At 72.0% G+C, this 11159-nt stretch carries 13 protein-coding genes, 1 tRNA gene and 1 riboswitch; of the genes, 9 read left to right on the top strand and 5 right to left on the bottom strand.

Features of this window, described 5'->3' with window-relative positions:
• The first annotated feature begins 314 nt into the window (after positions 1-314).
• On the top strand, positions 315-1736 hold the full coding sequence (locus ACIHAA_RS04155) for an amidohydrolase family protein (protein WP_399812774.1): 1422 nt from the start codon (positions 315-317) through the stop codon (positions 1734-1736).
• A gap of 9 nt (positions 1737-1745) precedes the next feature.
• On the opposite strand, the gene ACIHAA_RS04150 is transcribed toward ACIHAA_RS04155, so the two are convergent.
• The gene (locus tag ACIHAA_RS04150) at positions 1746-2765 is read right to left on the bottom strand and encodes an NAD-dependent epimerase/dehydratase family protein (RefSeq protein WP_399812772.1); all 1020 of its coding nucleotides are present in this window, start codon (positions 2763-2765) and stop codon (positions 1746-1748) included.
• A 70-nt stretch (positions 2766-2835) separates the two neighbouring features.
• On the opposite strand from ACIHAA_RS04150, the gene ACIHAA_RS04145 reads away from it, so the two are divergent.
• A complete protein-coding gene (locus tag ACIHAA_RS04145) occupies positions 2836-3450 on the top strand; it encodes a TetR/AcrR family transcriptional regulator (protein ID WP_399812770.1) in 615 nt (204 codons plus the stop codon).
• A 1-nt stretch (position 3451) separates the two neighbouring features.
• Here the strand turns inward: ACIHAA_RS04145 and ACIHAA_RS04140 are convergent, their stop codons facing one another.
• Together ACIHAA_RS04140 and ACIHAA_RS04135 are read right to left on the bottom strand one after the other, a co-directional pair.
• The gene (locus ACIHAA_RS04140) at positions 3452-3589 is read right to left on the bottom strand and encodes a hypothetical protein (RefSeq protein ID WP_399812767.1); all 138 of its coding nucleotides are present in this window, start codon (positions 3587-3589) and stop codon (positions 3452-3454) included.
• Positions 3590-3750: 161 nt separating this feature from the next.
• Positions 3751-3824: transfer RNA gene (locus ACIHAA_RS04135), tRNA-Pro, on the bottom strand.
• 99 nt (positions 3825-3923) lie between these two features.
• Here ACIHAA_RS04135 and ACIHAA_RS04130 point away from each other — a divergent pair.
• Positions 3924-4442, top strand: a complete 519-nt coding sequence (locus ACIHAA_RS04130) for a DUF309 domain-containing protein (protein WP_399812765.1) — start codon at positions 3924-3926, stop codon at positions 4440-4442.
• Between the two features lie 73 nt (positions 4443-4515).
• Here ACIHAA_RS04130 and ACIHAA_RS04125 read toward each other — a convergent pair whose 3' ends face one another.
• Positions 4516-5280, bottom strand: a complete 765-nt coding sequence (locus ACIHAA_RS04125; RefSeq protein ID WP_399812763.1) for a sulfite exporter TauE/SafE family protein — start codon at positions 5278-5280, stop codon at positions 4516-4518.
• A 160-nt stretch (positions 5281-5440) separates the two neighbouring features.
• Positions 5441-6628 carry a thiolase family protein gene (locus ACIHAA_RS04120; RefSeq protein WP_399812761.1) on the bottom strand — a complete coding sequence of 396 codons (1188 nt, stop codon included), beginning with the start codon at positions 6626-6628 and terminating at the stop codon, positions 5441-5443.
• 145 nt (positions 6629-6773) lie between these two features.
• Here ACIHAA_RS04120 and ACIHAA_RS04115 point away from each other — a divergent pair, with 145 nt between their 5' ends.
• The 6 genes from ACIHAA_RS04115 to thiD all read left to right on the top strand — a co-directional run bounded on the left by ACIHAA_RS04115 (position 6774) and on the right by thiD (position 11111).
• Positions 6774-7031 (top strand): WhiB family transcriptional regulator, encoded by a 258-nt coding sequence (locus ACIHAA_RS04115; protein ID WP_399812759.1) that lies wholly within the window; start codon positions 6774-6776, stop codon positions 7029-7031.
• Positions 7028-7510, top strand: coding sequence for a Dps family protein (locus tag ACIHAA_RS04110; RefSeq protein WP_399812757.1), 483 nt, complete (start codon positions 7028-7030; stop codon positions 7508-7510). The genes ACIHAA_RS04115 and ACIHAA_RS04110 overlap by 4 nt, the downstream gene beginning before the upstream one ends.
• 62 nt (positions 7511-7572) lie before the next feature.
• Entirely contained in the window at positions 7573-7995 is a 423-nt protein-coding gene (locus ACIHAA_RS04105; RefSeq protein WP_399812755.1) for a DUF3140 domain-containing protein, read from the top strand.
• 7 nt (positions 7996-8002) lie between these two features.
• Complete coding sequence (locus ACIHAA_RS04100; protein ID WP_399812752.1) at positions 8003-8659, top strand: endonuclease; 657 nt, start codon at positions 8003-8005, stop codon at positions 8657-8659.
• Between the two features lie 159 nt (positions 8660-8818).
• Positions 8819-8913: riboswitch (TPP riboswitch) on the top strand.
• Positions 8905-10317 carry a purine-cytosine permease family protein gene (locus ACIHAA_RS04095; protein ID WP_399812750.1) on the top strand — a complete coding sequence of 471 codons (1413 nt, stop codon included), beginning with the start codon at positions 8905-8907 and terminating at the stop codon, positions 10315-10317. Its footprint overlaps the riboswitch before it by 9 nt.
• Entirely contained in the window at positions 10314-11111 is a 798-nt protein-coding gene (gene thiD / locus ACIHAA_RS04090; protein ID WP_399812747.1) for a bifunctional hydroxymethylpyrimidine kinase/phosphomethylpyrimidine kinase, read from the top strand. The genes ACIHAA_RS04095 and thiD overlap by 4 nt, the downstream gene beginning before the upstream one ends.
• Positions 11112-11159 lie beyond the last annotated feature (48 nt).

The following is an 11159-nucleotide window of genomic DNA, read 5'->3' as shown; positions in this document are numbered from 1 at the left end:
TGTAAAGGGGGGGCTCCCCCCCCGGGGGTTGGGGGCACCCCCCCGGCGCAGTCCCGGGTCCCGGTCACCCCCCCGGGGGGGGGGGGGGGTGGGGGGGGGCCACCCCCCCCCCCCCACTCCCGGCCCGACGGTCGAGCCGCATCCGTTCATGGGTGCCCGGCACCCAGGGAGACCGCGACCTGGTTGCCATGACGGACAGGACAGAGGCTGGTGCCCGATCAGCCTGAGCTGCCCCCGGCAGACGAACTGACCCCGCCTCCCCCACGGTCCGCCCCGGCCGCCCCTGTCTCCGCCGTACGGAAAGAAGCCCTCCCATGAACGCCACCGGCACCACCAGCGCCGCCGTCCTCGAGGAGCTGCGGCGCCGCACCGCCGACCGGCGGCGCATCCTGTTCACCGGCGCGACCATCGTCACCATGGACCCCGGCATCGGCGTCATCGCCCGCGGTGACCTCCTCGTCGAGGGCGACACCATCGCCGCCGTCGGCCCCGGCCTCGGAGCGGGCGACGCCGTGGTCGTCGACGCCACCGGCACCATCCTCGCTCCCGGATTCGTCGACACTCACCGACACGCCTGGGAAGCCCAGCTGCGCCGGATCATGCCGGACGTCGACGACCTCGGCGGCTACGTCCGGTCCACCCTGGCCGGTTACGCCACGGTCTACCGGCCCGGGGACATGTACACCGGCACCCGGCTGGCCGCCCTCACCGCGATCGACAGCGGCATCACGACCATGCTCGACTTCTCCCACAACTCCCGCACCCGAGAGCACACCGACGCCGCCATCGAGGCCCTCCGCGACACCGGCATCCGCGGCGTGCACGCCTCCATGGGCCCGCACTTCGGCGACTGGGACCGGCAGTGGCCCGGCGACCTGAGGCGCGTCCAGGACCAGTACTTCAACAGTACCGACCAGTTGCTGACCCTGCGCCTGGCGACGCTCGCCACCGACGAGATCGCCGGACCGGCACTCGCCTATGGCCCCGAACCGGCCCGCTTCGCACGCGATTTGGGTGTCGGGGTGAGCGTGGACGCCGTCTTCGGCACGTCCTCCTCCGAGGCGGTCCTGCGCTGGGCCGAGGACGGCGCCCTCAGCCCCGACGTCACTCTCATCCACGCCACCGGACTGACCCCCGAGGCATGGAAGGCGATGGGCGAAACCGGCACCACCGTGGCGCTCGCCCCCACCTCCGACGCCCAGATCGGCCTGGAGACCGCGATCCCCGCCGTCGACGAGGCCCTGTCCGTCGGCATCCGCCCCGGACTGAGCATCGACGTGGAAGTCGCCCTGGCCAGCGACATGTTCACCCAGATGCGGGCCCTGCACGCCATCCAGCGGATGCGCGCGGTCAACGCCGCCCATGGCACGGACCGGCAGCCCTCCCGCATCACCACCCACGACGTGCTGGACTTCGCCACCCTCCAGGGCGCCCGCACCAACGGCCTGTCCACCGTGGCCGGTTCACTCACCCCCGGCAAGAAGGCCGACCTGCTGGTCATCCAGGCCGAGGACCTCAACAACATGCCGCTCAACGACCCGATCGGCACGATCGTGCTGGGCTCCGACACCCGCAACATCAGCGCCGTCCTCATCAACGGCGAGCCCCGCAAATGGAACGGACACGTCCTCGACGTCGACCTGGCCACCCTGCGCAACGAAGTACACGCCTCACGCGAATACGTCCTGAACACCCCGGCCACCCAGCCCCCGATGCTGCGGCGGTCGGCTCTGTGAGCTCGGGGTTCAGATGAGCTGCCGGTCGGCCAGGCTGCGTCCTGTTTCCTCGATGGCGTCGGGGATCGGCCGCAGCGGACGTCCGAGGAGGGTTTCGGCCGGGGTGTGGTCGAAGCGTTGCTTCTGGCCGATCAACCATCGGTTGTCGCGCAGTTGGGGTTCGAAGGCACTGGCGAGCCAGGTGAACCAGGTGGGCATCGCGCGCTTGGGCAGTTTGCGGCTTGCCCGGGGGAGGCGTTCGCGGATCACTGCGGCCACTTCGATGAGTGACATCGGGTCGGTGGCGATGATCGTGCGGCGGCCGGCGGCGCTCGTGGAGGACATCGCGGCGATGTGGACGTCGGCGACATCTCGTACGTCGACCCAGGGGAGCCGGAGGTCGGGGATCATCGGGAGTGCTCCCGACATGATCTGCTGGATCGCGGTGACCGAGGTTCCGGGATCGTCGGTCAGCAGCGGCCCGATCACCGCGCCGGGGTTGATGACGGCAAGCCGGTCCGGGGCACCGCGCTGCTGCGCGAGTTCCAGCGCGGCACGCTCGGCCCTGATCTTGGAGACGGTGTACGCGTTGAGGCGCGGGTCGTCCGGGTCGGTCCAGTCGGCGTCGGTGCAGAGGTGCCCCTTGGGTGCGCGGGCGAACTGCATCGTCGCCAGCGCCGAGGTCATGACCACGCGTTCCGCGCCCGCGTCCAGGGCTGCCGTGACCGCCCGGGCCGTACCTTCGACGGCGGGACGGATCAGTTCGTCGGGGTCTTTCGGCTTCTCCAGTACGAACGGGGACGCCACGTGCGCGACGTACCGGCACCCCTGGGCGGCCTCCGCCCACCCCCGGTCGGACATCAGGTCGAGCTGACAGATTTCGAGATCAGCAGTTTCGGCGCCCGCGGCCGTCATCGCGGCATGCACCTCGCCGATACGGGAGCGCGACCGCACCGAGCCCCTTACTTCGTACCCGCGCCGCAGCAACTCGGCGGCGAGGTGTCCACCGATGAATCCCGAGATGCCCGTGACCAGCACTTTGTCTGCCATGTACGCTCCCATCCCCCCATCTTGACAGTGAGCAGTTTACGGATCATCTGCCCACCGTCAAGATGACGGGATGGGCAAGGAACCGCTCGCCGGAGAGCACTACCACCACGGCAACCTGCGCGCCGCGCTGCTCGACAGCGCCCTCATGGTGCTGACCGAGAAAGGCGTCGCCGGGTTCAGCATGCGAGAGGCCGCACGGCGCGCGGGGGTGTCACAGTCCGCCCCCAAGCACCACTTCGGCGATGCACGCGGACTGCTCGGCGCCCTCGCCACCCACGCCTACCGTCAGCTCTGCGACCGGCTGGAAGCACTCGACCTCACCGGACTCGGCACCCCGGAACGCGTCCAGCGCATCGCCGCCGAGTACGTCTTGTTCGCGGGCGAGAACCGCGCCCTGTTCGACCTGATGTGGCGGATGACCCAGTTCGACTACACCGCACCCGAACTGGCCGAGCAGAAACACCGGGCCCTGCGCGCCCTGCACCGCGCCCTGCACGGCGAAAACGCCGAACCAGCACACGACACCGACCCCGCGCTCATCCCCAGCTACGCCGTCTGGTCCCTCGTCCACGGATACACCACCCTCACCCTGGAAGGCGCGATCGACAGCACCAACCCGGACCCGCTCAACACCGACCTGCTCCCCGCGATGCTCACGCTCCTTGACCTGCCCGACCTCCCTTAGCTCAGGCCGCGCGCCTCCGCCGCCCGTTCGCCTTGGCCGGAGAGGTGAGCCGTTCGGACTGCCCGGCGGCGAAGTCGATCGGGACGCACTCCAGCAGGTCTTCGGTGATGGCTTCGCGGCCGTCCTCGATGGCCGGCACGGCGGCGCCACGGTGAGCTGGGACAGACTGCCGATCATGCCGCCGGTGCGGTGGAAGAGGTAACGGTCAAGGAACGCTGGCCCCCACCTGGTCCCCAAAAAATGATCAAGGGCCGGTTTCGGATGTCTCCGAAACCGGCCCTGATCTGCGACTGTCTCCAGTCGGGACGACAGGATTTGAACCTGCGACCCCTTGACCCCCAGTCAAGTGCGCTACCAAGCTGCGCCACGTCCCGATGCGCTGTCCGCGGTGCTCCGCGTGATGGCGCGGACAGCACTTTACCGCACGGTGGGGGCTGTCCCGCAGGGGACCGGGGTGGAGGGAGAATCGGGGTATGGATCACGTATCGGAGGGTGGCGGGGGCCGGGCGCGCGACCGGGACGCGGAGGGGCGGGCCCGTAACGCGCGGCCGCGGGACGGGTTGGGGCGGCCGCTGCCGTATGGCGCGCCGGGGGTGGAGCGTCAGCCGGAGGGGGTCGTCCGCAGTCCGCGGGAGACCGTCCAGGAGGCGCAGGCGCTGCTGGACGCCGGGCGGCCGTTCCATGCGCACGAGGTCTTCGAGGATGCCTGGAAGTCGGGGCCCGACGGGGAGCGCGAGCTGTGGCGCGGGCTCGCCCAACTGGCCGTCGGCCTCACCCACGCGGCCCGAGGCAATGCGACAGGGGGCGCAAGACTGTTGCGGCGCGGCGCCCGCGCGGTCGAGGCGTGGTCGGCCGAGACCGGACAGGACCGGCCGTACGACCTGGATGTGACCGGACTGATGGCCTGGGCCCGGGCGTCGGCGGCGACCGTGGAGGGGGATCCGGCCCCGCTGGACGCACGGGCTTGCGCACCCCGGCTGCGGGGCGAGTGACACTAGGCGGCTCCGTGGGCGCCCGTTGCCTCGCCGACCGCCGCCCGGGCGCCCCTGGGCACGGCGGTCCGGCTCAGCGCAGCAGCAGTTGGAGTGCGCCCAGCACGGTCGCCACGATCACCAGTTGCTCGAAGAGGCGCTGGTTGATCCGGTCCAGTGCCCAGCGCCCGAGGAGCGCGCCCGGCAGTACGAACACCGCGAGTGCCGCGTCCAGCAGCAGCGAGCGGCCGTTGATCAGGCCGAGGCCCACGCTGAAGGGCACCTTGGAGACGTTGACGATCAGGAAGAAGAAGGCGGAGGTGCCGAGGAAGCCCAGTTTGCGGAAGCCGGCGGACAGGAGGTACATCGACATCACCGGGCCGCCCGCGTTCGCGACCATGGTGGTGAAGCCGCCGAGAACGCCGTAGGAACGGGCTCTGATCCGGCCGGGGCGGGTGGCCACCGCGTCCGGGTCCTCCGGCCTGTCGGCCGTGCGGCGGCGCCACAGGGTGACCGCGGTCATCAGCAGCAGGATCGCGCCGATTGAGGTGCGTACGATCCCGTCGTCGGCCCACACCAGGAAGAGGGTGCCGAGAACGACCCCCACGGCGACGGCCGGGAACAGGCGCCACAGGGTGGGCCAGTGGGCGTGCCGCCGGTAGGTGAGCACCGCGAGGACATCGCCGACGATCAGCACGGGCAGCAGGACGCCGGTCGAGGCGCGGGCGGGGAGCACCGCGGCGAAGACCGCCAGGCTGATGGTGTTGGCACCGCTGACGGCGGTCTTGGAGAAGCCGACGAGCAACGCCGCGAGCGCCAGCGCGGCGAATCCCCCCGCCGATATGTTCCAGAGCGTCATCGTCCCGGCTTCCAGCTCCCGGCCCCTCGTCCCGGCTACTGGGCCCCGGCCTCGCGGTCCCAGCCCGTCGGTCCCGGGCTTCTCCTCGGTCGTCCGTGCCGTCGCAGTAGATCACGCGCCCCAACGGCAGTGGGGAGGGGGCGGGTCCGGGGCCGTGTGGTCAGGGCCGTTCCACGAGCACGGCGCTGCCCTGGCCCACGCCCACGCACATGGTGGCGAGACCGCGGGTGGCGCCGGTGCGGTGCATGCGGTGGAGCAGGGTGGTGAGGATGCGGGCGCCCGAGCAGCCGAGGGGGTGGCCGAGGGCGATGGCGCCGCCGTCGGGGTTGACCAGGTCCGGGTCGAGACCGAGGCGGTCGACGCAGGCCAGGGTCTGGGCGGCGAACGCCTCGTTCAGCTCGGCCTCCTCGATGCCGTCGAGGGTCCAGCCCGCGCGGGCGAGGGCCTTCTCGGTGGCGGGGACGGGCCCGATGCCCATCACATCGGGGTGGACACCGGCCGAGGCACCTGCCGCATAGCGGCCGAGGGACTCCAGACCCAGTTCGCCGAGGACCTCCTCGCTGACGAGGAGGAGTCCGGCCGCGCCGTCGTTCATGGGCGAGGCGTTGCCCGCGGTGACGCTGCCGTTCTCGCGGAAGACCGGCTTGAGGCGGCCGAGTTTCTCCAGCGAGGTGTCCTCGCGCACGCTTTCGTCGGCGGTGACCACGACCCCGTCCGGACCGGTCACGGGCAGCAGTTCGGCGTCGAAGCGGCCGTTCTTGTGCGCCTCGGCGGCACGCCGGTGGCTGCGCAGCGCGAACTCGTCCTGGCGGGCACGTCCGATGCCGTGGCGCTCCGCGACCTCCTCGGCGGTCTCGCCCATGGAGAGCAGTCCGTGGAGGTCCTTCATCGCGGGGTTGACCAGGCGCCAGCCGAGCCGGGTGTCCACGGTCTCGATGCGGTGCGGCAGCGCCTCGTCGGGCCGGGGCAGCACGAAGGGGGCGCGGCTCATGGACTCGGAGCCGCCCGCGAGCACGATGTCGGCCTCGCCCGCGGCGATGGTGCGGGCGGCCGTCGTCACCGCCTCAAGGCCGGAGGCGCAGAGCCGGTTGACCGTGGCACCGGGGACGGATGCGGGCAGTCCGGCGAGGAGGGCCGCCATCCTGGCCACATTGCGGTTGTCCTCGCCCGCCTGGTTGGCCGCGCCCCAGTAGACGTCGTCGATCCGGGCCGGATCGAGTCCGGGGACCTCCGCGACCAGGGCGCGGATCACCGTCGCGGCGAGGTCGTCGGGCCGCACGGTGGACAGGGCGCCGCGCAGTCTGCCGATGGGGGTGCGGCGGGCTGCCGCGAAGTGGACGGTACGCACGACGGGACTCCTGATCGGCCTCACCAATAATTAGCACCGCTAGTTTCGGACTATAGACCGCGGGCGCCCCGCCGGGAAGCGTCCGGCGCGTTCCCGGCGTAGGCCACCGGGTTTCGCCGCATCCGTCCCGGGCACCCGGGCGGCCATGGAGTGGTTGCGGTACGCGGCATGCGAGGGCGAGGACCCCGATCTGTTCTTCCCCGTCGGGTCGGCAGGACCCGCACTGGAGGAGACCGCCGCCGCCAAGCGCGTCTGCCACCGCTGCCCGGTGATCGGCGAGTGCCTGGAATGGGCGCTGCGCAGCGGGCAGACGGCGGGCGTGTGGGGCGGCACCGGCGAGCGTGAGCGCGCCGCACTGCTCCGGAGGACGACAGAACGACCCAGAAGGAGAAGTGCACGATGACCGTGGTGCGCAGCACGCTGCCCGAACCCGCCCGCCGGATCACGGGGGAGGCCCTCCAGGAGACCCTGGTGGATCTGCTGGGGCTGTCGCTCATCGGGAAGCAGGCCCACTGGAACATCGTCGGACCGAGGTTCCGTTCGATCCACCTCCAGTTGGACGAAGTGGTGGACACGGCACGCTCGTACGCCGACACGGTGGCCGAGCGGGCGGCCGCGCTCGGCGTCTCGCCGGACGGGCGCCCGGAGACCGTCGCCGCCACGCTCGGCCTGCCGGGCACCAAGGACGGCTGGCTGCGCGACACGGATGTCGTGCGGCTGATGGTGGAGCTGCTGGAGACGGTGATCGGTCGGCTGCGTGCCCGGATCGAGGCCACGGAGAAGGCCGATCCGGTCAGCCAGGACCTGCTGATCGGGCTCACCGCGGAACTGGAGAAGCAGCGCTGGATGTTCGAGGCCGAGAACTGGCCGCGGGAGGACTGACACACGGCCGGGGCCCGGCAGCCTGAGCCGGGCCCCGGCGCCGAGGGCGAGAGGAGTACGCCATGACCGACGCCCTGGAGATGGAAACGCTGTGGGCCGAGTTCCACCGCGTGGTGAACATGACCTCCCAGGAAATCGCCGCCTGTCTGCGGATCCAGGAAGCCGCCGAGGGCACCGGACCGCCGGAGGAGGGGACGGAAGCGCCCACCGGGGAGCATGTCCTCGCCATCCTCCAGAAGCGGCGCACGGATCTCACCGACGCCGACATCCAGGTGATGTACGAGGTGGTGGAGACCGTCACCGACCACCCCGACCGGGCAGCCGCCGAGGTCACCCGGGACGGGAACGGCGAGCACACCGGGGATGGCGGGAATGCCGGGGACGCCGGGGACGCCGGGGACGCCGGGAGTACCGATGGTGCTGCCGACGCACGGCGAAGGCGTCTGATGGCGATCGGCCACGACCCGCTCAGAGCCGGGGCGTGAGTCCGCCGTGGCCCGCCGGGACACCCAGGACCGGGTGGTGGCGGAACTCGTCCACGACCACGGCCGCACCTACGCCGAGGAAGCGGGCATCCCGCTGAAGGACACCCCTCAGCCGCTCTACCGGCTGCTGCTGATGGCCCTGCTGCTCAGCGCCCGCATCCGTACCTCCATCGCTCTGGAGACGGTGCGGGCGCTGACGGACGCGGGTCTGCGGGATCCCCGCCGGATGGCCGACGCCTCCTGGCAGGAGCGGGTGGACGCGCTGGGCCGGGGCGGATACCGGCGCTACGACGAGCGGACGGCGACCCAACTCGGCGATGGCGCACAGCTTCTGACGGAACGTTGGGGCGGCGATCTGCGGCGCATGCGCAAGGAGGCCGACGGAGACGTGCGGGCGCTGCGCTCACTGCTCCAGGAGGTCCCCGGGGTGGGGCCCGCCGGCGCCGACATCTTCCTACGGGAGGTGCAGCGGGTCTGGCCGGAGGTGGCGCCCTATCTGGACGCCAAGGCCCTGTCGGGGGCGGAGCGGCTGGGGCTGCCCAGGGACCCGGGCCGACTGGTCCGGCTCGCCGGGGACACCGAACCGGCGGTGCTGTCCGCCGCGCTGGTGCGCGCCGCCCTGGACCGGAAGATGGCCCGCGAGATCGTGGAACACGCGGCATAGGTCACCAAGCGGTGCCCGGGCGCCCGGGCGCCAACTCCCCGTGCCGCGTGACACGGGGAGTTGGCGACCGGGTACCCAGGGCAAGCGGACCGCCGCCGGATTCCGGGCGGCGGCTGCTTGCGTAGGGCATATCCCGGGGCTCGGGTTAGTCTTGCCGCCGTACCGGACACGGGGTGCCCCCTCCAGGGGCTGAGATCACACCCGTCGAACCTGAACCAGTTCGTACTGGCGGAGGGATGTCTTCCATGCCTTTGGCGCATGTTCCCGGCGGGCTGCCCGCCGACGCCCGGCGAGCCGTCTTCGACGGCCGGATGCCGAGCGCTCCCGGCGACCTCCGGATCGAGGGGCACGGTATCGAGCCGGTCCCCGAGAGCAATCGCTACGGCGGGGCCGGTCGGCTGTTCACCGTGTGGTTCGCGCCCAATCTGACCATGACCGGTGTGTTCACCGGGACCATCGGCATCTCGCTGGGCCTCGATGTCACCACCGCGCTCGTCGCCGTCGTGCTCGGCACGGTGCTCGGCGCGGTGCCCACCGCGTGTCTGAGCACCTGGGGCAGCCGCACCGGCGCCGGGCAGCTGCCGCTCGCCCGGCTCGCGTTCGGGCGGGCCGTGGCGCTGCCCGGTGTGTTGCAGTGGCTGTCGTCCATCGCCTGGGACGCCCTGATCGGTCTCTTCGGCGGCGATGCGCTCGCCCGGCTGTGCGGCTGGCCGTTCTGGCTGGGCGTCCTGGCGATCATGCTGGCGCAGGGGGTGCTGGGTGTCCTCGGCTACGAGGCGATCCACCGCCTCCAGATCGTGATGACCTTTGTGCTCGCGGCCGCCTTCGCGCTGCTCGCCCTGCGGATGTCCGGCAGCGTCCACCCGGCCACGACCGGTTCCGTGCACGGCGCCGACCGGGCGGGCGCCTTCATTCTGACCAGCACCATCGCCCTCAGTCTGGCGCTGTCCTGGGCGCCGTACGCCAGTGACTTCAGCCGTTATCTGCCGCGCGACACCTCGCGGTCCCGGATGTTCTGGTACACGCTCCTCGGTCTTGTGGTGTCCTTCACCGCCGTGCAGGCGCTCGGTCTGTGGGGTGCCTCCGTGCTGACCGACCAGACGGCCGCGGGGGTGGACACCCTGCTGGGCGGGGGCGCGGCGAGCGCCTTCGGGCTGCTGGCCGTGGCGCTGGCGGCGCTGTGCAGCAACGCGATGAACGACTACAGCGGCTCCCTGGCCCTCCAGACGATCGGGGTGCGCCTGCCGCGTCCGGCGGCGGCCGCGCTCGCCGTGCTGCTCGGTTTCCCGCTGGTGCTGTGGATGCACGCCGCCGACACCACGGCCCGCTTCCAGAACGTGCTGCTGTTCGTCGGCTACTGGATCCCCGGGTTCGTGGCGATCGTGGCGGTCGACTGGCTCGCCCGGCGCGGCGCCCCCGTCGATCTCGTCGCCGCGGCGGCCCGGCCCCGCTCGCCGTGGCCCCCGCTGCTGGCCTTCGCGGTGGCCTTCGCCGCCGCGGTGCCGTTCATGGACACCGGGCTGTACGTGGGCCCGGTCGCCCACGCGCTGCACGGCGCCGATGTGTCGTACTACGTGGCCTTCGCGGTGGCACTCGCGGTGTACGCGCCGCTGCGTGCCCGGGAGGGCCGACAGAAGCGAGAGGAGGGCCGCGCATGACCGCGCCGCCCCGGGTGCTCACGATCGCCGGTTCCGACTCGGGTGGCGGTGCCGGAATCCAGGCGGATCTGAAGACCATGCTGGCGCTGGGCGCCCACGGCATGAGTGTGATCACCGCGGTCACGGCCCAGAACTCGGTCGGGGTGCAGGGCGCCTGGGAGCTGCCGGTGGAAGCGGTGCGTGCCCAGTACCGCAGTGTCGTCGACGACATCGGCGTCCAGGCGGTCAAGACGGGCATGCTCGCCTCGCCCGCGCTGGTCACCGCGGTGGCCGAGCTGCTCACCGGCACGGCGGCCCCGGTCGTCGTCGACCCGGTGAGCGTCTCCAAGCACGGGGACCGGCTGCTCGCCGACGACGCGCTGGACGCCGTACGCACCCGGCTGCTGCCGCTGGCCACCGTCACCACGCCCAATCTGGACGAGGTGGCGGAGCTGACCGGGCTGCGGGTGAGCGACGAGCCGGGCATGCGGCGCGCGGCCGGTGAACTGCTGTCGTACGGGCCCCGCTGGGTGCTGGTCAAGGGCGGGCATCTGCCGGGGGCTGCCGTGGACCTGCTCACGGACGGCCACGAGGAGCACTGGCTGCGCGCCGAACGCCACGACAACCGGCACACCCATGGCACGGGCTGCACCCTCGCCTCGGCCGTGGCGGTGGGGCTGGCACAGGGCCTGCCGGTGCCCGAGGCGGTCCGCCGGGCCAAGGAGTACGTCACGGCGGCCATCGCGGCGGGTTTCGCACTGGGATCCGGCATCGGGCCGGTGGACCACGGATGGCGGCTGCGGGAGCGCGGATGAGCGGGTGGGCACCCTGAGCGCCGCGACCGGACCGGCGGTCCCCCGACC

The organism is Streptomyces sp. NPDC052040 (genome assembly GCF_044548405.1).
GTDB lineage: Bacteria > Actinomycetota > Actinomycetes > Streptomycetales > Streptomycetaceae > Streptomyces.
The sequence above is the reverse complement of the archived record's forward strand: the minus strand, read 5'-3'. Positions and strand labels throughout refer to the sequence as shown.

Excerpts from the sequence above, each read along its gene's own strand:
- ACIHAA_RS04155 (WP_399812774.1), top strand. The coding sequence starts at position 315 with ATGAACGCCACCGGCACCACCAGCGCCGCCGTCCTCGAGGAGCTGCGG.
- ACIHAA_RS04150 (WP_399812772.1), bottom strand. The coding sequence starts at position 2,765 with ATGGCAGACAAAGTGCTGGTCACGGGCATCTCGGGATTCATCGGTGGA.
- ACIHAA_RS04145 (WP_399812770.1), top strand. The coding sequence starts at position 2,836 with ATGGGCAAGGAACCGCTCGCCGGAGAGCACTACCACCACGGCAACCTG.
- ACIHAA_RS04130 (WP_399812765.1), top strand. The coding sequence starts at position 3,924 with ATGGATCACGTATCGGAGGGTGGCGGGGGCCGGGCGCGCGACCGGGAC.
- ACIHAA_RS04125 (WP_399812763.1), bottom strand. The coding sequence starts at position 5,280 with ATGACGCTCTGGAACATATCGGCGGGGGGATTCGCCGCGCTGGCGCTC.
- ACIHAA_RS04115 (WP_399812759.1), top strand. The coding sequence starts at position 6,774 with ATGGAGTGGTTGCGGTACGCGGCATGCGAGGGCGAGGACCCCGATCTG.
- ACIHAA_RS04110 (WP_399812757.1), top strand. The coding sequence starts at position 7,028 with ATGACCGTGGTGCGCAGCACGCTGCCCGAACCCGCCCGCCGGATCACG.
- ACIHAA_RS04105 (WP_399812755.1), top strand. The coding sequence starts at position 7,573 with ATGACCGACGCCCTGGAGATGGAAACGCTGTGGGCCGAGTTCCACCGC.
- ACIHAA_RS04095 (WP_399812750.1), top strand. The coding sequence starts at position 8,905 with ATGCCTTTGGCGCATGTTCCCGGCGGGCTGCCCGCCGACGCCCGGCGA.
- thiD (WP_399812747.1), top strand. The coding sequence starts at position 10,314 with ATGACCGCGCCGCCCCGGGTGCTCACGATCGCCGGTTCCGACTCGGGT.